Source organism: Desulfoluna sp. (assembly GCF_030145185.1).
Classification (GTDB): Bacteria; Desulfobacterota; Desulfobacteria; order Desulfobacterales; family Desulfolunaceae; genus Desulfoluna.
The window spans coordinates 1-24165 of the sequence record NZ_JAQYWB010000066.1; the positions used below are offsets into that span (position 1 = coordinate 1).

The following is a 24165-nucleotide window of genomic DNA, read 5'->3' on the forward strand; positions in this document are numbered from 1 at the left end:
TCACCCTTTCCTGCTCGCTTTTCTCACCCTTCGGGCGAGCCGAGTACACCCATCTTCTGCGTTATCAGAGCTTTGAGGTAAACCACTACATCTGCAGCTCTGATGCCTTGAATATGGATGCACTCAACTCGTGAAATATCCGGGATAACGCAACCGGGCCTCCCCTACCCGGCAAACGACAACACCATTACCAGAGACAACCGATACCACAGACGCGATGCAATGCGATCCTCTCATGAACCCTGTTCAGCCATAAGGCGTGACGTAAGAAACAGTGCCACACCTGAAAAATCCGTCACCGCCGGTGTCTAAACGGCGACGCGCACCCGATACCACTGGCCAGTGAAAGCCCAGAAAAAGGCTGGAATATAAATGAGCCCTACACGCAATGACGATGGAAGGAGATGCCATGAAAGAAAATAGCTGCAACTCACCCACAATCCCGACCCGGGCTATGGAAAAACTCACTCAAAAAATAATCCACCTCATCTTTGTGGTTTCGCTGTATTTATCAGGCGGGGTGCTGTATCGCAGGTTAAAGAAAAAAAGCAAGCACCCCATGGTTCATCAGGAAAAACTTCTCAGGCAAATCCTCCGGAAAAATCGGAACACACAATTTGGAACGGACCACAACTTTCGACACATCCAATCCATTCAGGATTTCCGGCAACAGGTTCCCGTCCAAACCTGGGACACTCTGATGCCCTATGTCAACCACCATACAAGCGGTGGAAGCAATGCCCTGGTGCCCGGGAAACCCATTGCCTATGCCGCCACAAGCGGCACAACGGGCAGCCCCAAATACATCCCCATCACCAGCGAGATCATGAAGAAATCCCACATCAACACCGGCAGGATCTTCAGCTACAAGACCCACAAAGACTACCCGGAGGTGAAAAATGGCAAGATTCTCGCCGTGGTTTCACCCGCCGAAGAGGGCTTCGTGGAAGACGGAACGCCTTACGGTTCCACATCCGGCCATCTGGTCAAAGGCCTCCCCCCTGTGGTCCGGCACAAATACCCGGTGCCCTATGAGATCTTTGCCATCAAAGATTACAGCTCGAAATATTATGCCATTCTCCGGTGCTCCCTGGACCAGGATATCACCATGATCAATTCAGCCAACGCGAGCACCCTCGTCCTCCTCGCAAAAAAAGCCGATGAATGGAAAGATCGTTTGATTCGCGATATACGATCGGGAACCCTCTGCGAGACCCTTACCCTTGACGAAAAGACAAGAACCCTTGTTGAAAAACGACTCACCCCCCGGCCCGACCTGGCAGTAAGATTGGAAAGGGTTATCAGGGAAGAGCCGGGAAACCGCCTGTTACCGAAGCACTACTGGCCGAACCTGTTCCTGGCCGGATGCTGGACAGGGGGCAACTCCAGCATCTATCTTCAGGAGATGAAGGCCTGGTACGGAGACATCACCATCCGAGACATTGGATACCTCGCCTCTGAAGTGCGGGGATCCATTCCCCTCTGGCGAGATTCCAATGCCGGGATCCTGACCTTTGATCAGAACTTTTTCGAGTTTGTCCCCCTCACCGATGATGGCAGCCAGCCTGACGTTCTCACCCTGGACCAGTTGAAACAGGGCGAACACTATGACATCCTCGTCACCACCCTGGCCGGTCTCTATCGATACCGCATCAACGACATCATCGAAGTGACGGGTTTCTACGAAAAGGTCCCCACCATACGCTTTGTTCAAAAAGGAAGCGGGGTCACCAGCATCACCGGCGAAAAACTCTACGAGCAGCAGCTTATCGACGCCGTGGAAAAAACCAAGGTGTCCCTCGAAATCAAAACCACCTTCTACATGGGCCTGGCCCATGTAGAAGAAAGCCGCTACGAGCTCTATATTGAGTTTTCGCCCTCTCCCCCTGACAACGCAAAAATCAAATTCATGACCCTGCTCGATGAGAACCTCAAGGAGGTCAATATGGAATACCGAGTCAAACGGGACTCCATGCGGCTGCACCCCGTGGAGCTGCGCGAACTGGCCAGTGGGGCCTACGAAAAAATGAGACTCAAAAGAATCAGCCAGGGATGCCGCGAAGCTCAGTTCAAACCCACCCTGTTAACCCAGGACACAACCGTCATCGATGGCTTTGAGGTAATCCAGGTGATTCAGCCGGACTATCAGAAAGCGAGCTAAATTTCGGGAGGAAATATGAAACATTTCGTTCAGATCAACCTGGTTGTGTTGGGGCTTTTAATGGCCGTGCTGCAGCCCGGTAACGCCCTCGGGGCGGACCATTCATGCCTGCATCAGGTCCGATCATTTTCAAGCGACCATCAGTTGAACAACCCCTTTGATGAGGAGCGAATCAACGGTGAGTCCTTCGAGTTTACCCAGGAGTATCTTAAGATCCCCTTTATTCCAAACTCGGGATTCCGGTTTCTTATCCGCTACACAAGGTGGAAGCCATCTGCGGAGAACGCAAACGGAAAGGTTATTATTTATAACCACGGTCTTCAAAGCCACCGGGGATGGTTCAATGGCACGGCAGAAGATTTTTATGATCAGGGGTACACGGTCTACGCCTTTGATCGCATAGGGTGCGGCGAATCGACGGTCATTCGGGGCTCCATGTTCGAAAGCCTGCTGTCCGATGATGCCCCCCTCACCTTGTCTGTTGCCCGGGGGGATCTGCGGGCCCTTTGTTTTCTGCAGGACTCGGTGCGCCACATGATAGAGATTGCATCGGATGAAAACTCGGATCAAGAGATCTGGCTCTGGGCCAACAGCTATGGTGCCAAGATCATCACACGCTATCTTTTAAAAAATGGCAGAAACCACGTTGCCGGAGCCGTCCTGACCACTCCCGGGAATTTTCGGCAAACAGAGACACTCCCTCTGCCCTTTGGCATCGATGAGCTCCTCAGCGCAGGCATTACAGACCGTTTCAGCATCCCCATGGTGGAGGCCGACGGCGACAATGGTGCACACTGGTTCACAGACAACCCGTACTGGTTTGGAAAAATTGCTGCGGATGAACTCTCGACCCGATACGTCACCGCCCGGTTTTACCTGAAGACCATGACGCTGGATTTACTCACCAAGAATCCCGTTGATCCGATAAAACTGAAGGAGACCCCCGTCTTTTATGCCATGGTGGAGCAAGACATCATGATGGACAACCTCCAGATGGTCTCCTGGATCCGGAAATACGACGAAAATTATCTGATCAAATTTTATCAGGGGGGAGATAACCATAAGCATTTTATGACCTTCACGGAAGACAGAGACGAGGTTATCACCGATATCATGAGTTTTATATCAGGACATGCCGTATGCATTGAGGGGGGCACCAGATAATGGAAATCAAAACCTGCAGGATCCACCAAATCGCCATTCCGTTTACCACATCATTCAAACACTCCCTGGCCGAAACCACCGGCGTCCGCTCCATTGTCTTTGAAGTGGAGCTCCAATCAGGAACCCGGGGGTACGGGGAGTGCGTGCCCCGATCCTATGTCACGGGGGAAACCGTCGGGTCAGTCATGGACGGCCTGGCCGAGCACATCATCCCAGGACTCACCCACCTCTCCTTTGCGTCGTGGCAGGAGGTCCTGGGATGGCTCAAAGAGTTCAAACGCCATTTTCCGAACCTTCCATATAGAGCGCTTTGTACACGGACGGCATTTGAATTGGCCATGCTGGACGCCGCAGGAAAAGAGTTCGGCGTCCACGCCGCATCCATGCTCGGGGGCAAAAAAAAGGAGAGCCTCAAATACAGCGCCATCATCTCCGCTGAAAAGCCTGAGAAGGTGAAATCCCTCCTTTCCATATACAAAGAAGCCCAGTTTTCCGAAGTAAAAATCAAGGTGGGCCACCATGAAGAAAACGACACGGAAAACATCCTGCTGGCCCGGGAAATCCTGGGAGCAAAAGCCAGTATCCGCGTGGACGCCAACGCCTCCTGGGATCTTCCCGAGGCGAAAAGACGCCTTCAATCGATGGCCAAGCTGGGTGTCGTCTCCTGCGAGCAGCCTATGCCTGTCTCTCTGAAGGAAAGCTACCCGGCCCTGTGTGAATTCGTCAGCGAATCCATGTACATCGCCATCGACGAGAGTCTCTGCTCCATTGAAGACGGCCGATGGTTTGCAGAAAATAGAGGGGCCACCCTCTTTAACCTCCGGGTTTCGAAAAACGGGGGACTTCTCTCCGCTCTGGAGCTGTGGGAAATCGCCGGTAACCACGGCATCGCCTGCCAGCTCGGTGCCCAGGTGGGAGAAACCTCCCTCCTTTCCGCGGCCGGCAGGACCCTGGCCTCCATTACCGGTGACCTTATTTTCCATGAGGGTTCCTTCGGCAGATACCTTTTGAAAAACGATCTCACAGAGACATCCGTTGAGTTCGGAATCGGTGGCATCGGATACATGAATGAACTTGAAGATAGCTTCGGGCTGGGCGTTGACGTCAACCCTGACCTGCTGGAAGAGATGGTGATGACCCAGGCGGAAGAAGTGGCGTAAAAGCCTAAAAATCCTCCTGCTGGGTGATGAAATAAGGAACCCCGGTGCCTTGGAGGTCAGCGGGGTTTGGCGGTGCTGGATTTTTTCAATGGGTGGGGTGAAATTGAAGGTCCAACGTAAACCCCGCCGCGTCCGCGTAACTTTTCAGGGTGGCAAGCCTAGGGGAGTGCTTCCCGCTGGCGCTTTCCAATCGGGAAATATTGCTCTTTTTGGTCCCCATCAGCTCGGCCATCTCTTCCTGGGTGAGGCCTGCGGCCAGGCGCATCTCAATCAGTTTCCTGCGAAGCTCGAACTCAGGTGCCAAATCATTATAAGCTGCTTTGACGTCGGGATTCTTAAGGGCTTTGTTTTTAAAATCATCAAACGTAGGTCGGCTCATGATTTCACCTCCTTGAGTTGGCTTTGTGCCAACCATCTTTCAAGGTGGCTCACCTTGCTGCCGGTGGCTGGCTTTTTACGCATGTTATTTAATTCATCTCCTGATCATCTGGGCGATGTCGGGCGCATCCCCCTTGGTGAGTTTGAAGAGGTTGGTTCGAACGGCCAGGTCCGGGTGGCTGCTTCGAGTTGGGCTTCGGCAAATTTCATACGATTCACTTTCCTACACTTGACCAAGGCCATTCACTTGCATGACGACACAAGCCCGCCTTAACAGGGTTTTCATGTATGTAATCAATGGCCTGGGCGAAATGCCGGTCGTCACGGATAAAACGATCAAAATATTCATTTTGCCACAGCTTAGAGGGATGACCCGGGAGCGCGGGCGTCCCGCCCGCTAATACACCACGTTTTAAGCACTTAATGATCTCATGCGCCGTGAAAGATTTCCAAGAGTGAATCACCTTCGATAAAGGAAATCCCTCATACGTTTTAATCAACACGTGGACATGATTCGGCATCACCACATACGCCACCAGATCATAACGCTTGCCGTCAAAATAAAGCCATGCATCCACAACGATCTGCGCAATTTCCTTGTGGCGCAAAAGACACGAACCATAGCCCTTGTTGAGTTCCTGCTCGATTTGTTTGCGGCGTTCGGCTTTTTCGGCATGGCTTTGAGGTGTGACTGCGGGCGGGACGCCTGCGCTCATAGGTAAAGAATCGCTTAAACGATAGGTGATGCCTTGATAGAGCCCACCCACATCGACATGCGGCAAATACCCTCGCGAATGCCACCCCTTCGAGATTATAGGAGCGCGGGCGTCCCGCCCGCAAATTTTTTCGTTTAACCCCTTATTGCTTTCATCTTCTGCGGGCGTTGCAATCGGTTTCCATGGGTGGGGTGTTGCCTTGGTGGATGTCATGTCAGGGCGTCCTCGGCATGGCTTTGAGGTATAAATGCGGGCGGGACGCCCGCGCTCCCGTGGGGGAAATCACTCAAACGATAGGTGATGCCTTGATAGAGCCCACCCACATCGACATGCGGCAAATACCCTCGCGAATGCCACCCCTTCGAGATTATAGGAGCGCGGGCGTCCCGCCCGCAAATTTTTTCGTTTAATTGGCGGAGTCCCAAAGGGTCTCTTCAAATCCCACCTGCTGCTGCGCTGCTTTTTGCTTCGCCATATCTATCCTTAAAAGGGAGCCGGAGGGTCCATCGGCTGTCCCGTATTCATTCTTTTTGATGAAAAGATCGTTGATTGATCATTTTCTATATAATTCTCGTAGAGCTGGGAAGTAATCTATTTCCGGCGGTCTTGTTGGTCAATGATTTAATTCTTGGGGGGGGCCGGAGGCCACGTTGGAACCTTCAAGATAAAAAGCCGCACCGGACCACAGCGCACCCACCCAAAAACAAGCGGAGGACGACGCATTTGAGGCCGTGACGGTCCTGTGATGGCAAATGATGTGTTGAGGATGTCAGGCTGGTCATAAAAAGAGATTCTGAGCGAATTTGAGGGTACTCACGTGATGGGTGCGTCTCCCCGTTACCTGCTTGCACAGATGTTGCGTCAGCGTTTGCCCAAAAAGGTCAAGGAGCCCCTATTTTACGGGGATAGATCCATCACAATAAAAAAAGGGGACACCGCCATGAAGCGATATCCCCTTAATTTTTATTTGGTCGGGATGAGAGGATTTGAACCTCCGACCCCTGCGTCCCGAACGCAGTGCTCTACCAGACTGAGCCACATCCCGTTTGTTTTACGGACACACTTTTACCCAACGGCGTGACAAATGTCAAACCCTAAAATAGGATTAGAAGTGTTTTTTTACAACGATGGTTTCCTCGCGGTCGGGACCCACAGAGATCACGTCCACAGGGGTTCCAGCAAGTTCTTCGATCCGCTTGAGGTAAGCCTTGGCATTCTCAGGAAGATCGTCATAGGAACGAACGCTGGAGATATCTTCATCCCATCCGGGAAGAGTCTCACAGACCTGGGTGCAGCCATCGAGAATTTCGAGGTCGGCAGGGAAATCAGTGATCACCTGACCCTTGTATTCGTACCCGGTACAGAGGTTGAGCTCTTTGAGTCCCCCGAGAACATCCAGCTTGGTAATAACCAGCCCGGTGAGGCCGTTTAAGCGGACGGCGTTTCTCAGAACGACCATGTCAAACCAGCCGCAGCGACGACGACGGCCTGTGGTGGCACCAAACTCTGCGCCTTTCTCCTGCATGTAGGAGCCCACGTCATCAAAGAGCTCGGAGGGAAACGGTCCGGCCCCAACACGGGTGGTGTACGCCTTGACGATCCCCAGGACGCCTGTAATTTTTCCAGGGCCCACACCGGCACCCCCACAGGCATTGCCTGAGACGGTGTTGGATGAGGTGACAAAGGGGTAGGTACCGTGGTCGATGTCCAGATGGGTGCCCTGGGCTCCCTCAAAGACAACGCTCTGACCCTTATCCATCCCTTCGTTGATCTCTACGGAGGTATCGGTAATATAAGGAGCGAGCTCTTTGGCGAGCTTCAGGCAGTGCGCGATGGTCGCCTCGACATCTTCGGGCTCTTCACCAAAATAGTTTGCCAGAAGAAAGTTTTTCTCCTCAAGGGCTTGAGTCACCTTGGAGCGAAGGACGTCGGCATTCATAAGATCGAGAAAACGGAGGCCGACACGTGAGGCCTTGTCTTCATAACATGGGCCGATACCACGACCGGTGGTACCGATTTTGCTGTCCCCTTTTTTAATCTCGCGAGCATGGTCAATGCGCTTATGATAGGGCATGATCACCTGAGCCCGGTCGGATAGGCGCAAGTACTCGGGGCTGACATCCACTCCCTTGTCGCCGAGGTAGGCGATCTCTTCAAGGAGCACTTCAGGGTCAACAACCACGCCATTTCCGATAAAGCATTTCTTTTTCTGAATAATGCCGGAGGGAACCAGATGGCTGATGAATTTTTCTCCGTCAACTACCATGGTGTGTCCTGCATTGTTTCCACCCTGGAATCTGACAACGTAATCGGCGTGTTCGGAAAGAAGGTCTACGATTTTTCCCTTTCCTTCATCACCCCACTGTGTTCCGACAATCACATAATTACCCACAAGATGCTCCTTGACATGTGTGCAAAATTAAAATTGATGCGTCCAAGCGGTTTATCAAATCTTCAAACGGAGGAAGGACGCAGCCACCGTCTTGCTTGTATATAATAATGATGGCCTGTAAAAAATGTGCCTGGCATAAACACACACAGCCTGGCCTTGTTTTACACACCGGTATTAATCTGATTGGCCCGGCTTATTGAGAGAGACCGGCTTTCTTGACTGCTTTCTGCTCCTGACGCCTGCTCTTAAAAAAATCTTGGATCAACCGTCGGCACTCATCGGCACAAACCCCAGGAACAACGTCCAGGGCATGATTTAACCGGCTATCAACCGCCAAATTATAAAGAGATCCGGCACCGCCCCACTTTTCATCACGGGCACCAAAGACCACACGAGATAAACGCGCATGAACAATAGCGCCCATACACATAATGCAGGGCTCAATCGTGGCGTACAAGATCAATCCCGGCAGCCTGTAATTCCCATAAATTTTGGCGGCCTTGCGTATGGCGAGGATTTCCGCGTGGCCCGTCGGGTCCGCAAGAGAAATCGTCAGATTATGAGCAACAGAAATCACTTTTCCGGTTTCTGCCACAATCACGCAACCTATAGGAACCTCTCCTTTTTGTCCAGCTTTTTTGGCCTCTTCCAACGCCAGGCCCATATAATAGGTGTCGTTTTCCATCAGACAGTCCTCTATCACCGAGTGGCGCAGATTATTTTAAAAATGGCTGTGCTTCAGGTACGCCATCTTCATTGAAAGCCCTTGTATATACCATCAGCCCCATGGGTGCACTCTCTTTCTTGTTCCCATAGCGATGTTTCCGCATTTCGTCACCCCGCGAACAAAACCAGTCTCTCAGATAAAAAATTCTGAGGGGCTATGGGGCTGATATCATGCCTCAACCCTTTCATGACGCCTGTTTCGGAGATTTTCAACGCCAGAAAAGTGTAACTTTCACGTTGACAACCCGACACGCTTTAGATTAAAAGAAAGCCAACTTTGAGACGCGCTCGTAGCTCAGCTGGATAGAGTACCTGACTACGAATCAGGGGGTCGCAGGTTCGAATCCTGCCGAGCGCACCATCTTAATGTGTTGGCTTTGCGAAAACACCGCAAAGCTTTTTCTTTGATTTATGTGCGTTTGTAGCTCAGTTGGATAGAGTACCTGACTACGAATCAGGGGGTCGCAGGTTCGAATCCTGCCAAGCGCACCATTTTTAATAAATCATCGATGCCATCTATGCGCTCGTAGCTCAGCTGGATAGAGTACCTGACTACGAATCAGGGGGTCGCAGGTTCGAATCCTGCCGAGCGCACCATTTTTAAGTGTTGAAAAAAGTCTTTTTTGATTATGTGCGTTTGTAGCTCAGTTGGATAGAGTACCTGACTACGAATCAGGGGGTCGCAGGTTCGAATCCTGCCAAGCGCACCATTTTAGTAAATCATTAAAGCCTCTTGTGCGCTCGTAGCTCAGCTGGATAGAGTACCTGACTACGAATCAGGGGGTCGCAGGTTCGAATCCTGCCGAGCGCACCATAAAAAAAATTTAAGGCCCTGCATTTATTTAATGCAGGGCCTTTTTTAGTTGGAACGCAGCGGGACCCATCAGGATCCGTGTGGTTTGTAATATTTCAGCAGACGCACCGGTGAGACCCCGCACGTAAAAAAAAGGGAAAGAAGCCAGGTGCGAAAAAGGGAAAAAATCACCCCCTCTTTCTTCCAGCGCCGCGGGGAGGTCAACACAGCCTCCTGAAGAATCCGAACACGCCCTCCCCTTTGTCGAATCCGTCGCATCAAATCCATGTCCTCCATGATGGGAATCTCTTGGTAGCCGCCCATCCGATCAAAAACCGATCGCTTCATAAAGATGGCTTGATCCCCATAGGGAATCCGTGTGAGACGAGATCTCAAGGCCGCCGCCCTGGCGATAAGAGAAAAGGATTTTTTGTTTTCCATAAACCCCAGAGAAAAAGCACCCGCCGCATAACGTTCGGTTGCCATGGTCTCGCTTATTCTCTCAAACGCCGGGTCTGGAAGCTCTGTGTCTGCGTGAAGAAACAGCAAAATTTCTCCCCGTGCGACTCGCGCGCCGGCATTCATCTGGGGTCCTCTGCCGGTCTTCGCCACGAGGGTGATCACATGGGGACGATCGACGGTGGAGAGGCTTCCCCCTTTGGGGTCGCCATCGACAAGAATCACTTCAAAAAAAGAGGGCTCAAACCGTGCGTAAAGCCTGTCCAGGAAACCATCGATACCGGACTCATGAAGAACAGGAATAATCACAGAGATGCGGGGCATAATATCCCTTAAGGTTCACGGGTTACAGGGGAAATGGCGTCTCATCACGCGCCCTTCACCTCAATGAACACACTGTAATATGATATGAGCTGAACTTCAATCCTCTCAAGGTCCCACCGCATGATTGAAGGGGAGAACCACCGGATCTGCGCAGGCAGATCCAGTGGTGTGTCAATCAAACGCGGAAGCTATCCGTCACGCTGTGGATGGTAGACACCTCATGATTCAAGCGCTCCACATGATCGGTCATCTCAGCGGCATTTTTTACAACCGAGGCCACGTCACCGCTCACCTCCGTCATGCCCATGGAAATAGTGGCGACGATCTCGGTATTCTTCGCCAGGTTTTCATTGATTTCCTGGAGGCCCACCGAGGCCTGCACCACGTTGCCTGCAATCTCTTTGGTGGCTGCGGATTGCTCCTCCACCGCCGTTGCGATGGAGTTGATGGTTTCATTGACCAGGGTAATGGAATTTACCACGCTGGTGATTCCCAGGGCCGTGATATCCGTTGTGGACTGAACCCCGTCTATTTGCACTTTTATATCCTGGGTCGCCATCGCTGTTTGCCCGGCCAGCTCCTTAATCTCATGGGCGACCACGGCAAAGCCTTTGCCGGCATCTCCTGCCCTGGCGGCTTCAATGGTGGCGTTTAACGCCAACAGGTTGGTTTGCTCTGAAATTTCCGTGATGGTCTGGGTGACTTTTCCAATCGCTTCGGCGGCCTTTCCCAGATCGGCCATTTTTTCAGCGGTATTTTGAGCCTCCGCCACGGCTTCATTGGACGTCTGCCGTGCTTTTTCCGAATTGGCGGCAATCTCATTAATGGTGGAGGTCATCTCTTCAGCAGCGCTGGCCACCATGTGGGTGTTGGTGGTGGTTTGTTCCATGGCCGAGGCGATGGAGTTGATGTTGGCTGAAAGATCCGAGGTCTCACCGTCCATGTCGCTAATACGCTTGGCCGTGGTGTCCATGGTTTGATTCATCAGCGCCACCGATGCCGTTAATCCCTGGGACACGTCTTCAAGGGTTCGTGAATTCTGGACGAACCCCGTGATCATGCCCTGGAGATTGCCCACAAAGGTGTTGAACCAAAAGGAGAGCTTGCCCATTTCGTCCTTTGATTTGATGTCAAGCCGCCGGGTGAGATCCCCCTCCCCTTCGGCAATGTCTCGCAGCATCTCACGGGCATAATTAATGGGATTGATGATGCTCTTAGACACCAGTGCACCGATCCCGCAAAAGACCAGAACCATCAAGGTGGCCACGCCGGCGATTACCTTGATCAGGTTGTATGTGGCGGCCATGACCTCGTTTTTATCTATCACGGAAATCAATTTCCAACCCACACCGGGAAGGGTATGAACCTCCGCTTCGTATTTTTGATCTTTAATTGAAAACTCCAACGCCCCCTCGGAGATGTCGGCCAGACGTCCGAAAGCGGGCTCTCCGAGCTCAGACAGCTTTTTAAAGTTGGTCGAGGGGTCGTTGGCATTGGCAAGAATCACACCGTTGGGTTCAACCAGCATCAGATACCCGGTTTCGCCAATTTTAATTTTATTAATCAGCTGTGTCAGCACCTTGAGAGAGCATTCAATGGACGCCACCCCCTCAACGACCCCTGCTCTCTTGATGGCCGAAGTCACGGCGACGACGGTCTCTCCGTTGGAGGAGAGAAATGCCTCAGAAACCAGATCCTGATCGGGATGGGCCACTTGCGCTTTGTACCAGGGCTTGACCCTGGGGTCATACCCGCCGGGCATGGCAATATCAATGGAGGTGATAAAGGCGCCATGTTGCGTCGCCAGATACACTTCAATGTAGTTGTCATGGGAATCGTGGATCAATTTTGTCAGGCTGTAATACGCGGCATCCGTGCCTCCCAGGCCAAGGTAATCCATATCAACCGGTTCACTGTTGTCGAGGTAATTTGCCATGCCCGGATCAATCGCGTCTTTCAACGGTGATTCAGAAATCAGATGGGTGTTGGCTTTTGTCTCGTTGATAAAGGATGTGTAATGATCTGAAATGCGCTCAAGAATCTTTCGGCTGTTGGACTGATAGGCCTTTATAGAGTATCGGCTGAGAGAAACTCCCATAATCACAACAATAATAAGCAAGGGAAATATAACCGCTCCCATGAACGACGCGATAATTTTTTTCCGGATAGTTAAATGCATACTTTCCTCCGTTGACGTCTCTTGGTTGGGATCTTCCGTTCCCTCTAAAGGGTACTTGCTTTAGCTATCGGAAACCGGCGTACGAATGTTTAGCTATTTCATTTTTTAGAAGGAAATAACCTCGCCAGCCTTTCCCCCCGTGTCGGGATAAGCTTGTCATCCGGAAACCTCCGTGCTACGAATCCACATTTAAAGGATAAGAATGAAGGGGGCGTCTTTTGCGCCATTTGTGCCAAAGGTGTTTTAACCTGTTGACCATAGCGTTCGGCCCGTTATTACCCCCGAAGGGAGGAAGATTGATGCCACCATCCGATGGTTCCCGGCAGGAGTCATTCTGCGTTTTGCCGGGTAAAAAGAAGCGTCTCCTTCGAAGGGTGATTTTTCTCTGCTGTATGCTCTCTTGTTTTTCAGGTATCGGGTCCGCGTCCGAATATCGAGAACACCAGCGATACCTGGATATTATCACCTCGTTCCCGCCTGAATTTTACACGCCGTTTGTCACGGCCTTTTCACAAAAATACCCCGCCATTCAGGTTCAGGTCCTTAATAAAAAAACCACCGCAGCCCTGGCTGAAATCAAACGGGGAAACCCGCACCGATTTGATATTTTCTGGTCGTCATCCCCGGACGCCTTCGCGATGCTTAAGGCTGGGAAATTATTAAGTCAATGGACCCCCGGAAGGCGACATCCCGCCTTCGCCATCGACGGGGTGAGTCTGGATGATCCTGATGGCTATTTTATGGGCTTTTCCCTCTCCGGGGTGGGCTGGATGTGGAACCCGGCCTACCTTAAAAGAGAAGAGCTTCCCATTCCCGGTTCGTGGAAAGACCTCACCGACCCCATTTATTACGGCCACCTTGCCATGTCCACGCCCTCGCGCTCCGGCACCACGCACCTGATCGTGGAGAGCCTGCTGCAGGAGATGGGCTGGGAAAAGGGATGGGCGACACTTTTGCAGCTGGCGGGCAACCTGAGAACCGTGTCGGCCCGTAGTTTCAGTGTCCCGGAAGGTTTGATCAACGGACGTTTCGGTGTGGGCTTAGGCATCGACTTCCTGGCCCAGTCCCGCAAAGAGCTGGGCTTTCGTTATGGCGACCCCGCCTTTCTCGTCCCGGCCAGCATCGCCATGATTGTCCAAGGCAACAACCCCCATGAAGCGACTCTTTTCGTTGATTTCATTCTCTCACCGGAGGGACAGAAAATTCTCCTTGAACCCACCGTCAGCCGCTTGCCTGTGTCACGGGAGCTCCATGCCCGGATCTCCAAGGAAGCCGAACCAGCTCTTTTTGCATTGATCCGAAAAAAAAGATCAAAGCCTTACGACGCAGAACAGTCCTGCGTCCGCTACCATCTTGTCAACCAGCTCTTTGACCGCATGATTACCTACCGGCTCACCGACCGGCGCTCACTCTGGAAACGATTCCTTGCCCTGGAGAAACGGTCGGTCTCTGCAGGCGTAAACGTCGGCACAATCAAAGCACAGCTGACCTCTCTGCTCAGCGACGTCCCCGTCACCGAAGCCCAAAGTCAGAACAGCGCCTTTAATGCGCCGTTTATCGATTCCGGCCGGGGTACCGCCCGAAATCAGGCGCAACAACAACACCTTCAGCATTGGGAAACGTTCGTTTCTCAACGCATGGGCCAAGCCAAAGCACTCCTGACAAAAGCAGAAGCAGATCTTCTGAGGCATCAACGGTGAGGCTTAAGGACGTCACGCTCTTTCCCGTGCGATACGGTATCTGGTCCCGACTGCTGACGGCCTTCGGGATGACTGCCGCCATCACGGTCATGGCGGCGGTGACGGCCCTCCTTGTCTTTAACCGCTCCAATGCCATCCTCGGCGTGTTTACGGAGGTCCACCTCCCCGAGGTGGTTCAGGTCGCCGAGTTGGAAGAGACCGGGGGCGAAATCATCGCCATGGCTCCCCTCCTCTTGTCGGCACCGGATGAAACCACCCGCAACGCCATTCAATCCGACCTCGACAACCTCGTGGTGGAGGTGGCCCATCATATCGACGCCCTGGGCCTTACTTCAGATCTCACCCGCAAAGAGATTGAAGGGGTCCTGAGCAGGCTCAAGGCCAATCTGGCGGATCTTCAAACCGCCGTGACGGGACGTCTTGAGGAGGAAGCGCGCCTCATTCGTCAAACCGAACGCTTGCGGTGGCTCTATGCCGACCTCCTCGGAGAGCTGGACCCCCTGAATCAGGACCTTGCCTACAACCTCGACTCCGAGATTGAACGGATGATCGGGGCCTCCCTGCGAAAAGGGCCTCGATTTTCCGCTCTGAGGCTGAGGGAAAATCGTAAAACAAAAGACACCGTCGAAAAAATAGGTTCCAACGGTATTCTTTTAGTCAGCCTGATGCTCCAGGCATCCACCGTCCAGGGAGACACCCAGATCGACAACCTGGCCGCCCTTTCTGCCGATGCCATGGATTTCCTTCGGATCAACCTGGTCCAGTTACCCGGCGATTCGAGTTTTTTGACCCTGAGGCAGGTCTTTGATGAAATTTTCACCCTGGCCGACGGACCCCAGGCCCTCTTTTCCATTAAAAAAAAGATTCATCAGAAAAAGGTGGACGGGCAGCAGATTCTGTCAGACAACCGCACCCTGGTCCTGACGCTTCGCAGGCTGATTGACACCATCGTGGCCGACACCCAGCAGGAGGCCATTCACGCCGCTGCCGGGATCCGACACACCATGCGGCGGGCCCAGTGGCTGCTTCTTGTCATGGTTCTCTTCAGCCTCGTCACCACCGGTGCTGTGCTCTGGTTTTATGTCAGGGGCAGCATCGTCAAACGGCTCGACGCCCTGGCCCGAAGCATGAGAGCCATCGCCCAAGGCGATCTCGATTACGCAGTGCCAAAAGCCGGGGAGGATGAAATCGGTCAGATGGCCGAGGCCCTGCGTGTCTTCAAAGACACGGCCGAAGCCCGGCGCAAAGCCCAGAGTGAACTGGTGCAGGCAGGAAAACTGGCAGCCCTGGGCCAACTGACGGCAGGGATTTCCCATGAATTGACCCAACCCCTTTCGGCCATTCGATACTACCTCCACAACGCGCGCCTGCTTCTGGAGCGGGGACGCGTGGACACCCACACCGAAAATCTTACCCGTATCGGGGATCTCGTGGAACGCATGGCCAAGATGATCACCCACCTGAAAACCTTCGCCCGCTGGCCATCGGAGGCTCTCGTTCCTGTGACGGTGGCTCCGGTCATTGATCACGCGCTTTCGCTTTTTGCCGGAAAAATCAAAGGCGGAGGCATCCAGGTGGTGTATGAAGACAAAATGCCTACCGTTCGGGTGTGTGCCGAAGAGATTCGTCTGGAGCAGGTGTTGATCAATCTCATCGGCAATGCCGTGGATGCCGTCATGGAGATGCCCCCAAGCGATCGCCGCCTGAGCCTTGAGATCCTCGACCAGAGCCACTCTGTGGAGATTTGTGTCACAGACAGCGGCCCGGGTATTCCGCCAGAATCCATCGAGTCCATCTTTGATCCATTTTACACCACCAAAGAGGTGGGCAAAGGGCTGGGGCTCGGCCTGTCGATCTCCTACAACATTGTCAAAGATTTTAAAGGGACTCTGACGGCCCACACGCCCGCAGAGGGTGGGACGCGATTCACACTGACCCTGCCAAATACTGATAGAGAACCACAACAGAAAAGGCCATCATGAGACTCCCTATAGGTGAAATATTTCTTGTTGACGATGAGGAAGAGATCCGCGTCGCCAGCCGACAAACCTTTGAACTCGAGGGATATGCCGTGCGCACCTTTGCTTCGGCAGCCGACGTCCTGCCCCACATCTCTCCCGATTGGCTGGGGGTGGTGATCACGGATGTCAAAATGCCAGGTATGAATGGACTCGAACTCCTGGCCGCGATTTTGAAAATGGCCCCCGATCTTCCCGTCGTCATTCAAACCGGGCATGGGGATGTCCCCATGGCTCTTGCGGCGATGCAGGAAGGGGCCTACGATTTTATCGAAAAACCGGTGCCCCCGGAGTATCTCATCGATGTGGCCAAACGGGCCCTGGAGTCACGCCGCCTCAGCCTGGAGAACCAATCCCTTAAAGCGCGTTTCGGCTCTGAGATGGACATTGAATCCAGGATTATCGGGCAATCCACAGCAGCCGTCGAGCTTCGGCACACCCTCAGCTCCCTTTCTCTTATCGATGTGGACGTGCTCCTCATCGGTGAAACCGGCGTGGGAAAAGAGCTGGCGGCCCATTGCCTGCATGACTTCGGCAATCGAAAAGAGGGCCACTTTGCGCCTCTGAACTGCGGAGCCATCCCTCCCAACCTGGTGGAGAGCGAGCTCTTTGGCCATGAACGGGGGGCCTTTACCAGTGCCTCCACACGCCGAATCGGCAAAATTGAGCAGGCCCAGGGCGGAACACTTTTTCTCGATGAGATCGAATCCATGCCCCTCTCCGTACAGGTTAAGGTCTTGCGGGCCCTCCAGGAACGCACCATCGAACGGGTGGGGGGAGACCGCCTGATTCCCGTGGATTTCCGCGTCATCGCCGCGACAAAAATCAACCTGCGCGACGCCGTGGCCCAGGATAAATTTCGGGAAGACCTCTTCTACCGACTCAATGTGGCGCGGGTCCCCATTCCTGCACTGCGGGAGCGCACCGGAGACGTCCCGCTCCTCCTGCACTGGTTTTTGATTAAAATGGCGGAGCGGTTTCACACCACCCTCCCCGACCTGGATCCGGCGGTAATCGAACGATTGGACGATTACCCCTGGCCAGGCAATGTGCGGGAGCTGCGCAATGTGGCGCAACAACTGGTCCTGGGCCTTCCTCTGGACCTGGCGGAGGTTCGACTTCCGAGTTCATCCGCCTCAGGCGATTCGTTTCCCAAGGGGCTTGACAGTCAGGTCCAGCGTTTTGAAAAAAAACTGATCGAAGAGGCTCTGGACAGAAATGGACGAAGCATGACCCAGACGGCCCTCGATCTCGCCATTCCCCGAAAACGCCTGTACCTGCGCATGCAAAAATTTGGCATCCAGAAATAATTCAAACCGGGCGGCCGTGGGTCAATATCGGGACCGATGTGTCACCGTTGACCCATACCCACCCTGCCCTGCCCTCTCTCCCCGTTAAAATTCTGTATCATATCAATAAAGAGTCACGAAAACAAAAATTAGGCACGCTACTTGCATCAGACCCGTCCAGATACAATGGATATGATTCCTTACCCTGCGGCGAATCATGCCGGGCACGACCGAAAAGGCCGACAGAAAAGCCTCTTTTTACCGTGCGGTCGGGGACATGAGTCCGTGGAACACTGAAACCAAGGAGAACATAATGCGTAAAGTGATGACCCTCTTACTGGCGTTGAGCCTTGCTCTGCCCCTTTCTCTCTCATCTGCTTTTGCAGGTGAGTACCCTTCCAAACCCATTAAAATCATTGTTCCATCCAAGGCTGGAGGGTCCACGGACGCCTCGGCCCGTCTTTTTATTAAAGCAGCCAAAAACTACTGGCCCCACGCCAAGTTTGTGATTAAAAACGTTCCCGGATCCGGCGGACAGAAAGGCTTTGAAGAGATCGCCAAGGCGAAAAAAGATGGCCACACCATCGGCATGGTCTTCACCACCCAGATCGTGGCCCATGTGGTCTCCAAACGTGCCCGATACACCCTGGACAGCTTCCACGTCATGGGTAACGTCATGCAGGACCCCTTGATCGTAGCGGTTCCCACCAAAAGCCCCATCACGGATATGGCCGGATTTGTGAAAGCCGCCAAAGCCGGCTCTTTGACCACAGCCGTTAACGGCATCGGTTCCGATGACTTTGTCGCAGCTAAAATGTTGGAGCGACAGACCGGCATCACCTTGAACCTGTTGCCCACCAAGGGATCTACTGAGCAGAAAGCGATGATCCTCGGCGGACATGTTGACGCCTGCATCATGAACATCACCCAGCTTCATGGACAGCATAAGGCAGGCACCGCACGCATCATCGCGATCCTGGACGCAAATCGTTCCGACATTCTCCCTGATGTCAAGACCGCCGTTGAGCAGGGTTTTCCCGTCAACATGACGGCTACCCGCGGATTTGTCGCACCGGCAGGCGTGGATAAAAAGATCCTTGCCAAGCTTGACGCCCTTTTGGCCGATGTCCAGAAGGATGAAGCGTTCCTTGCCGAATGCAAAAAGGACGTCCTTTGTCTGCTGCCCATGTCCGGTGAAGAATACCTGGCCTATCTCCAGGATCTCCAGGCCGAAACCCAGGTTTTTTACGACCAGAATCCATGGTGATAACAGATGACAAAACGTGTAACTGAGTTGCTCATCCTCGGAGGATTTATGGTGTTGGCGTTCCTGCTCTACCGGAGCACCGCCGCCTACCCCGATTCCGTTCAGGGCTCAACGGCCATGTATATCCGATTTTTGGCCGTCTCCTTAGGGCTTTTGTGCGCCGTGGAAACAGGACTCTGGCTCAAATCACGGGAGAAAGAGATCAGTGAAAAACTGAATATCACGGCGGCTCCGATGCGCTTCTGGGGCCTGTTCATCGAGTTGGTGATCTATTCGCTCCTCCTTGAGCCCCTGGGATTTTACCTGGCCTCCGTCCTCTTCCTTCCTGTGGCCATGGTCACCCAAGGGGCAAAAAAACCGATCACCATAGGGTTGACGACTGCAGGCGTCCTGCTTTTTGTCTTCCTGGTTTTCGAAAAACTGCTGGTCGTTCCCCTGCCGGAGAGACTCTGGTTTTAAGCACGATGGGCCTCAAGAATTGTGCCGTCCGGATGCAACACACACCACCATCCGGATGGCACGGAGGCCCTTAAAAAAGAGTCTCACACTAAAATTACCAATGGGTCAGGAAGATATTTCCAGACTGTGAGTCGCCTGTATGGAAGATACATGCAGATGATTAGGAGGCGCTTTTCGCGCCATGATTTTTTTTAAAAGGCGCTTCTTCAATAGGACACCACTATGATCGTTGAATCTTTATACGCCCTTATGGCCCCTTTTTCTCTGCTGGCAGTCGTTATCGGCACCGTCTCCGGCGTGCTTGTCGGGGGAATGCCCGGGCTTACCGCCACCATGGCTGTGGCCCTCTTGATCCCTGTCACCTTTGCCCTGGAGCCTCTGACAGGATTGCTTCTGATGGGTGGCGTTTACTGCGGCGCCATGTATGGCGGGTCGATCCCTGCCATCCTCCTAAGAACACCGGGAACCCCGGCGGCCGTGGCCACGGCCCTGGAAGGGTACCCGATGACCCAGAAGGGCCAGGGGGGACTTGCCCTGAAGGTCTCGGTCATCGCCAGCTTTGTCGGGGGCACCTTTTCCGCTCTGGTTCTGCTTCTCGTGGCACCGATCCTCGCTAAATTTGCCTTGACCTTCGGACCTCCCGAATACTTCCTGCTGGCCCTGGTGGGCCTTGCGGGTATCGTCTCCATGGCAGACGATGGAAGCAGCCTCATAAAAGCCCTGATTTCCGGACTGATAGGGCTGATCCTGGCCGTGGTGGGGACCGACCCCATGTCCGGCATGTTACGCTACACCCTGAACATCCCGGATCTTTTTGACGGCATCGCCTTCATGCCCGCCCTGATCGGTCTCTTCTCCATCTCCCAGATGCTGGAGCTTACCGGAACCGGAAGCATCGTGGCCGACACCAGCGTGATCACTCAGATCAAACGGGAACCCATGCCAAAAGGCCTTGGGAAATTTATCGGCACCGGCTCCCTGGTGGGGACCATTGTCGGGATTCTGCCTGGAGAAGGGGCCACCATCGCCGCCTTTCTCTCCTACAACGTTGCCCGTCAACGGTCGAAGAACAAGGACCTCTTCGGCAAGGGCAATCCCGAAGGCATTGCCGCCGCAGAAGCAGGAAACAATGGCTGTGTGGGGGGCTCTCTTATTCCGACCCTCACCCTGGGCATCCCCGGCAACAGCGTGGCCGCTGCGCTCCTGGGCGGCCTGCTGGTCCACGGGTTGATCCCGGGGCCGGAGCTCTTCACCAAGCACGGGGTCATGACCTACGCCTTTATTCTCTCCCTCTTCCTGGCCAATATTGTCTTTCTGATGACCGGGCTTTTCATGGCACCCTACTTTGCACGGATCTCTCTGACCCCCACAAGCCTTCTGATCCCGGTGGTGTGTCTCTTTTCCGTCCTCGGATCCTATGCCATGAACAACAGCATTTTAGATATCTCCGTGGCGCTGATCTGTGGCATCGCCGCTGTGTTCCTGCACAAAACGGGCTTTTCCCTCGGCGCCCTCATTCTGGGACTGATCCTTGGCCCCATTGCCGAGACAGGGTTCGCCCAGGCCCTGATCATGGGACATGGAAGCTACAGTATCTTTTTTAACCGGCCTCAATCCCTGTCTCTGTGGTTCATCATCTTTCTCCTGCTGATTCCCCCGGTTTACCAATCAATCAAACGGTATCGAAGCCGACCGGAAACAGAAGTCCCCTGCACGGAGACATGATATATTGAAACAAAGGTAGAAAAACCCCCCAGGGAGAAAAAGACATCTTTCGCCCTGAGGGGTTCGGAAAGGAAACAGTCATGACACACTTTGGTCCAACAGGAAAATGCGTTGAAATAGAAAAAGATATCGAGGAATTTCTTGCGGAAGTCAGCGAGGCGGGGACCCTTTTTACCCAAGGGGTCAAGGCTTACCTGAACACCTATATGGCCTCTTTTAAAAGTTTCTTGCTGCAGACGGTAGAAACCGAACGCAGCGCCGACGAACTGCGCCGCACCATTGAAGAGAAACTCTACGGCCAAACCCTGATTCCCGAATCCCGAGGCGATGTTTTGCGACTTATCGAAAACATGGATTCCCTTCTGGGTCAATATAAAGGCACCTTGTGGCAGCTGAGGATTGAACAGCCCGAGATCGATGAAATCTTTTGGGAAGATTTCAATACCCTCGTTAAGTTCGTGGTGGCCTCTGTGGAGGCCGTGACCCAATCCATCCGTGCTTTTTTCCAGAATAGGGAAGAGGTCAAAGAGCAGATGCAAAAAGTCTCCTACTGGGAAACGGAGGCCGACAAAGCCTCTACCCGGCTTCAAATGGCTATCTTTCGTCGGGAAGGCATGCACCTCAGCCACAGGATGCAGCTGAGAGATTTTGTCCGTCAGGTGGACCACATCGCCGATCAGGCCGAAGATGTGGCAGACAGTCTGGCTATCTATGTGATCAAACGAGCCCTGTAGGAATTTGAGACCATGCCCCCTCTTCCTCTGTTAAGCGGCCTTCTTTCGGGCTGGATCCTGGGCGTCAACGACAGCTCACCCATCCTGGGACCCGCGGTGGGCTCAAAAATGCTCACCTACCGTACCACGGCTGTCTGCTGTGCCCTGTTTCTCATCCTCGGGGCATTGTCCGGCGGCCAGGAACCTTCTCAGACCTTTGCATCCATTGGCGCTCCCACAGTCCCCATGGATGTCTTTCTCATCGCTTTGAGCGCGGCGGTCAGTGTCGCCCTGATGACCCTTACCAAAACGCCGGTCTCCACCGTCCAGGCAATGGCCGGTGCCCTCCTCGGCTGGGGGGTCGTGTCTGGATGCCCCATAAACAGAGGAGCCCTTCTTACGGCAGGCCTCGTCTGGCTGGTCAGCCCAGCCCTCTCGGCCCTGCTGGCAGTGGGTCTTTATAAGTTTATTGCCTGTTCCATCAAAGCCCTGCACATCAATATTTTTAAACTGGACCGCATGATACGCAACGCTCTTTTTCTGGCATGCGGTTTTACGTCTTATGCCTTGGGGGCCAACAATATTTCGGGAACCATGGGGATCTTTCTTCCCTTGTCGCCTTTTTCTGAGCTGACCCTTGCAGGAATAAGCATCAGTTCCGCTCAGCAGCTCTACCTCGTGGGCGGCACCGTGGCGGCTGTGGGCATGGTCACCTGGGGACGGAACCTTGCAGAGGCCACCGGGGACGGCATATTCAAGTCCAAGGCATCGCCCGTTCAGACCCTGGTGGTGGTGCTGACCCAAGGCCTGGTTCTTTGTCTCTTTACCTCCCAGGGTCTCTCGGCATACCTCACCGGCCACGGCCTGCCTGCAATGCCCCTGGTTCCCCTCTCCGGCTGTCAGAGCCTTATCGGAGCCATGATGGGGCTATCGCTCATGAAAAAAGGGGTCGGCCCTTCCTGGCGCAGCGTGGGAAAACTGACCACGCGATGGCTCGCCACCCCGATCCTATCCTTTTTACTGACGGGCCTGCTTGTCTTCGCATGCCATGCCTTCATGTAAGGATTTTAATTCCACGCAAGGGTTTTACGAAAGGTCCAGTAGGCTTCGGAGGGTTCTCTGAGTTCGGATAAAGCGGCCTCTGCCTCGGCGTCCCAGGCCACATTCAGGGCGTGAAGGTTGGAGGCCAGGTGGGTTGCAGTGGCTGCGCCGCTTAAAACCACATCCACCCAGGGTTTGGACAACAGCCAGGCCATGGACAGGGCATCGATTCCACAGGAAAGGCGTTCGGCCTGGGCGTTCAGTACTTTTTTTTGAGAGAAAAAATTAGGATGGGTATTTCGTTCGGTGAGCCTGCCATTGGCCAGGGCCTCTTTGATGATCACGCCCATCCCCGCATCCGACGCCTCGGCAAGGGCCGGTTCGATGGAAGGCTCCAGCAGGTTGCAGGTGGCCTGAACGGCGTCAAAAAGGGGACGCCCGTCACATCGGATGCTTCGGGCTTTTTCAAGGGTTTGGGCCTGGTTCGGGCCGGTGAGGGAGAGCCCCATGAGCAACCCGTGGGTCTCTTTGACCTCAGCAAGGCGCGCCAACAGTGCCGGATCATCCAAGACCCCAGTTTCAAGGGTGGCGGAATGAATCTGATACAGTTTGAGGGGGCCGGCAAGAAGCGCGCGGCTCTCCTCCCACTGGGTGGTGAAATGGTCGAGGGAGTGGTCTTTAATTTCATGATGCGCCGTCGTAATCTGCCAGTCTGCGGTGTAGCGGTAGCCCCATTTGGACCCCACCGACACCTCTGCCCCGGTCAGATGGCGCTTTTTAATCCAACTTTTTAAGAAGATTTCGGCCTTTCCATAGGACCGGGCGGCGTCCAGATAACGAACCCCCCGGCTCCAGGCCGCATCCAGAACCGCATGGGCGTTGGCCTCCATGCTCGCCACATCAGACCGGCCCGCCAGATCCTGGCCATGTCCCAGGGTGATATAGCCCGGTCGTCCCAGAGCGGCCAGGCCCAGCCCGATGGGAGAAACCAGGCAACCGGTATTCCCGAGTTGTTTCAGTACCATCCCATTGCCATCCTCATAGAGTTAACGATCAATCATTCTTGCCGTTTGGTATCGATTCGGCTCTTCTGATCTTTGGCCCGTAACGCCCAGACGCGATCTTTTCTCAAGTAAATTTCCGCCAGCTTGTTAAACCGGGCCGCCTGTGAAAAATTGCTTTTGGCGATCCACGCCTCGGCCAGATAGTAGTAGCCCGGACCATCGGCGGGGTTAATACCCACGGCTTGTTCCAAAAGCCGTAAGGCTCCGTCCGCATCGCCTGTCTCCAGCAATTGATAGCCTTGGGACGTCAGGCTGTGGGAGGCCAGTGTCCTGGAATCGGTATAGCCCCGAGCCTTGTCCGGTGGTGCGACGAGCTCCGGCGAGGGCAAGGCCCCATCATGAACGGGTCCACGCCCGGTCGCACAGCCCCAGAGGAGAAAAGGCAGTACAAAGAAGACACAGATCACTCGTAAATCCAAACAGATTGTTCGATTTCT

The 24165-nt window shown here is 53.8% G+C and carries 19 protein-coding genes and 6 tRNA genes; 16 read left to right on the forward strand and 9 right to left on the reverse strand.

Annotated features, from left to right (window positions below; translation table 11 throughout):
- Positions 1–409: 409 nt before the first annotated feature.
- Genes Q1Q75_RS17905 through Q1Q75_RS17915 form a run of 3 tightly spaced genes read left to right on the forward strand, consistent with a single transcriptional unit; the run spans position 410 to position 4485 of the window.
- Complete coding sequence (locus Q1Q75_RS17905; RefSeq protein ID WP_300673449.1) at positions 410–2161, forward strand: GH3 auxin-responsive promoter family protein; 1752 nt, start codon at positions 410–412, stop codon at positions 2159–2161.
- Between the two features lie 15 nt (positions 2162–2176).
- Complete coding sequence (locus Q1Q75_RS17910) at positions 2177–3325, forward strand: alpha/beta fold hydrolase (RefSeq protein ID WP_300673451.1); 1149 nt, start codon at positions 2177–2179, stop codon at positions 3323–3325.
- Positions 3325–4485, forward strand: coding sequence for an enolase C-terminal domain-like protein (locus Q1Q75_RS17915; protein WP_300673453.1), 1161 nt, complete (start codon positions 3325–3327; stop codon positions 4483–4485). The genes Q1Q75_RS17910 and Q1Q75_RS17915 overlap by 1 nt, the downstream gene beginning before the upstream one ends.
- Before the next feature lie 85 nt (positions 4486–4570).
- Here the strand turns inward: Q1Q75_RS17915 and Q1Q75_RS17920 are convergent, their stop codons facing one another.
- From Q1Q75_RS17920 to tadA, 5 genes are all read right to left on the reverse strand, one after another.
- A complete protein-coding gene (locus Q1Q75_RS17920) occupies positions 4571–4864 on the reverse strand; it encodes a helix-turn-helix transcriptional regulator (RefSeq protein WP_300673456.1) in 294 nt (97 codons plus the stop codon).
- 214 nt (positions 4865–5078) lie between these two features.
- Entirely contained in the window at positions 5079–5792 is a 714-nt protein-coding gene (locus Q1Q75_RS17925; RefSeq protein WP_300673458.1) for a transposase, read from the reverse strand.
- A gap of 755 nt (positions 5793–6547) precedes the next feature.
- Positions 6548–6624, reverse strand: a tRNA-Pro gene (locus Q1Q75_RS17930).
- A gap of 60 nt (positions 6625–6684) precedes the next feature.
- Positions 6685–7971, reverse strand: a complete 1287-nt coding sequence (locus Q1Q75_RS17935) for an adenylosuccinate synthase (RefSeq protein ID WP_300673461.1) — start codon at positions 7969–7971, stop codon at positions 6685–6687.
- 193 nt (positions 7972–8164) lie between these two features.
- Positions 8165–8656: a tRNA adenosine(34) deaminase TadA gene (gene tadA, locus Q1Q75_RS17940; protein ID WP_300673463.1), complete on the reverse strand. Its 492-nt coding sequence runs from the start codon at positions 8654–8656 to the stop codon at positions 8165–8167.
- 325 nt (positions 8657–8981) lie between these two features.
- Between tadA and Q1Q75_RS17945 the strand changes: the two genes are divergently transcribed.
- The 5 genes from Q1Q75_RS17945 to Q1Q75_RS17965 all read left to right on the forward strand — a co-directional run bounded on the left by Q1Q75_RS17945 (position 8982) and on the right by Q1Q75_RS17965 (position 9511).
- Positions 8982–9058, forward strand: a tRNA-Arg gene (locus tag Q1Q75_RS17945).
- Positions 9059–9112: 54 nt separating this feature from the next.
- Positions 9113–9189: transfer RNA gene (locus tag Q1Q75_RS17950), tRNA-Arg, on the forward strand.
- Between the two features lie 28 nt (positions 9190–9217).
- Positions 9218–9294: transfer RNA gene (locus tag Q1Q75_RS17955), tRNA-Arg, on the forward strand.
- 36 nt (positions 9295–9330) lie between these two features.
- Positions 9331–9407, forward strand: a tRNA-Arg gene (locus Q1Q75_RS17960).
- A 27-nt stretch (positions 9408–9434) separates the two neighbouring features.
- A tRNA-Arg gene (locus Q1Q75_RS17965) sits at positions 9435–9511 on the forward strand.
- A 69-nt stretch (positions 9512–9580) separates the two neighbouring features.
- Here the strand turns inward: Q1Q75_RS17965 and Q1Q75_RS17970 are convergent.
- Together Q1Q75_RS17970 and Q1Q75_RS17975 are read right to left on the reverse strand one after the other, a co-directional pair.
- The gene (locus Q1Q75_RS17970; protein WP_300673465.1) at positions 9581–10273 is read right to left on the reverse strand and encodes a TIGR04283 family arsenosugar biosynthesis glycosyltransferase; all 693 of its coding nucleotides are present in this window, start codon (positions 10271–10273) and stop codon (positions 9581–9583) included.
- Positions 10274–10448: 175 nt separating this feature from the next.
- Positions 10449–12452: a methyl-accepting chemotaxis protein gene (locus Q1Q75_RS17975; protein ID WP_300673467.1), complete on the reverse strand. Its 2004-nt coding sequence runs from the start codon at positions 12450–12452 to the stop codon at positions 10449–10451.
- Between the two features lie 299 nt (positions 12453–12751).
- Between Q1Q75_RS17975 and Q1Q75_RS17980 the strand changes: the two genes are divergently transcribed.
- The 8 genes from Q1Q75_RS17980 to Q1Q75_RS18015 all read left to right on the forward strand — a co-directional run bounded on the left by Q1Q75_RS17980 (position 12752) and on the right by Q1Q75_RS18015 (position 22685).
- On the forward strand, positions 12752–14152 hold the full coding sequence (locus Q1Q75_RS17980) for an extracellular solute-binding protein (protein ID WP_300673469.1): 1401 nt from the start codon (positions 12752–12754) through the stop codon (positions 14150–14152).
- Positions 14149–16134, forward strand: coding sequence for an ATP-binding protein (locus Q1Q75_RS17985; protein WP_300673471.1), 1986 nt, complete (start codon positions 14149–14151; stop codon positions 16132–16134). Before Q1Q75_RS17980 ends, Q1Q75_RS17985 begins: the two co-directional genes overlap by 4 nt.
- Positions 16131–17480, forward strand: coding sequence for a sigma-54 dependent transcriptional regulator (locus tag Q1Q75_RS17990; protein ID WP_300673474.1), 1350 nt, complete (start codon positions 16131–16133; stop codon positions 17478–17480). The genes Q1Q75_RS17985 and Q1Q75_RS17990 overlap by 4 nt, the downstream gene beginning before the upstream one ends.
- A gap of 292 nt (positions 17481–17772) precedes the next feature.
- Positions 17773–18726 (forward strand): tripartite tricarboxylate transporter substrate binding protein, encoded by a 954-nt coding sequence (locus tag Q1Q75_RS17995; protein ID WP_300673476.1) that lies wholly within the window; start codon positions 17773–17775, stop codon positions 18724–18726.
- Between the two features lie 6 nt (positions 18727–18732).
- Positions 18733–19185 (forward strand): tripartite tricarboxylate transporter TctB family protein, encoded by a 453-nt coding sequence (locus tag Q1Q75_RS18000; protein ID WP_300673479.1) that lies wholly within the window; start codon positions 18733–18735, stop codon positions 19183–19185.
- A 222-nt stretch (positions 19186–19407) separates the two neighbouring features.
- A complete protein-coding gene (locus Q1Q75_RS18005) occupies positions 19408–20910 on the forward strand; it encodes a tripartite tricarboxylate transporter permease (protein ID WP_300673481.1) in 1503 nt (500 codons plus the stop codon).
- 80 nt (positions 20911–20990) lie between these two features.
- Positions 20991–21644 (forward strand): DUF47 family protein, encoded by a 654-nt coding sequence (locus Q1Q75_RS18010; RefSeq protein WP_300673483.1) that lies wholly within the window; start codon positions 20991–20993, stop codon positions 21642–21644.
- A gap of 12 nt (positions 21645–21656) precedes the next feature.
- Positions 21657–22685: an inorganic phosphate transporter gene (locus Q1Q75_RS18015; RefSeq protein ID WP_300673484.1), complete on the forward strand. Its 1029-nt coding sequence runs from the start codon at positions 21657–21659 to the stop codon at positions 22683–22685.
- A gap of 5 nt (positions 22686–22690) precedes the next feature.
- Here the strand turns inward: Q1Q75_RS18015 and Q1Q75_RS18020 are convergent, their stop codons facing one another.
- Together Q1Q75_RS18020 and Q1Q75_RS18025 are read right to left on the reverse strand one after the other, a co-directional pair.
- Positions 22691–23689 (reverse strand): aldo/keto reductase, encoded by a 999-nt coding sequence (locus Q1Q75_RS18020; RefSeq protein WP_300673485.1) that lies wholly within the window; start codon positions 23687–23689, stop codon positions 22691–22693.
- Positions 23690–23721: 32 nt separating this feature from the next.
- Positions 23722–24147, reverse strand: coding sequence for a tetratricopeptide repeat protein (locus Q1Q75_RS18025; protein WP_300673488.1), 426 nt, complete (start codon positions 24145–24147; stop codon positions 23722–23724).
- Positions 24148–24165: the final 18 nt, after the last annotated feature.

Bases quoted from the DNA above. Each gene is read 5' to 3' on its own strand.
- Q1Q75_RS17905 (WP_300673449.1), top strand. From the start codon at position 410: ATGAAAGAAAATAGCTGCAACTCACCCACAATCCCGACCCGGGCTATG.
- Q1Q75_RS17910 (WP_300673451.1), top strand. From the start codon at position 2,177: ATGAAACATTTCGTTCAGATCAACCTGGTTGTGTTGGGGCTTTTAATG.
- Q1Q75_RS17915 (WP_300673453.1), top strand. From the start codon at position 3,325: ATGGAAATCAAAACCTGCAGGATCCACCAAATCGCCATTCCGTTTACC.
- Q1Q75_RS17920 (WP_300673456.1), bottom strand. From the start codon at position 4,864: ATGAGCCGACCTACGTTTGATGATTTTAAAAACAAAGCCCTTAAGAAT.
- Q1Q75_RS17925 (WP_300673458.1), bottom strand. From the start codon at position 5,792: ATGACATCCACCAAGGCAACACCCCACCCATGGAAACCGATTGCAACG.
- tadA (WP_300673463.1), bottom strand. From the start codon at position 8,656: ATGGAAAACGACACCTATTATATGGGCCTGGCGTTGGAAGAGGCCAAA.
- Q1Q75_RS17970 (WP_300673465.1), bottom strand. From the start codon at position 10,273: ATGCCCCGCATCTCTGTGATTATTCCTGTTCTTCATGAGTCCGGTATC.
- Q1Q75_RS17975 (WP_300673467.1), bottom strand. From the start codon at position 12,452: ATGCATTTAACTATCCGGAAAAAAATTATCGCGTCGTTCATGGGAGCG.
- Q1Q75_RS17980 (WP_300673469.1), top strand. From the start codon at position 12,752: ATGCCACCATCCGATGGTTCCCGGCAGGAGTCATTCTGCGTTTTGCCG.
- Q1Q75_RS17990 (WP_300673474.1), top strand. From the start codon at position 16,131: ATGAGACTCCCTATAGGTGAAATATTTCTTGTTGACGATGAGGAAGAG.
- Q1Q75_RS17995 (WP_300673476.1), top strand. From the start codon at position 17,773: ATGCGTAAAGTGATGACCCTCTTACTGGCGTTGAGCCTTGCTCTGCCC.
- Q1Q75_RS18000 (WP_300673479.1), top strand. From the start codon at position 18,733: ATGACAAAACGTGTAACTGAGTTGCTCATCCTCGGAGGATTTATGGTG.
- Q1Q75_RS18005 (WP_300673481.1), top strand. From the start codon at position 19,408: ATGATCGTTGAATCTTTATACGCCCTTATGGCCCCTTTTTCTCTGCTG.
- Q1Q75_RS18010 (WP_300673483.1), top strand. From the start codon at position 20,991: ATGACACACTTTGGTCCAACAGGAAAATGCGTTGAAATAGAAAAAGAT.
- Q1Q75_RS18015 (WP_300673484.1), top strand. From the start codon at position 21,657: ATGCCCCCTCTTCCTCTGTTAAGCGGCCTTCTTTCGGGCTGGATCCTG.
- Q1Q75_RS18020 (WP_300673485.1), bottom strand. From the start codon at position 23,689: ATGGTACTGAAACAACTCGGGAATACCGGTTGCCTGGTTTCTCCCATC.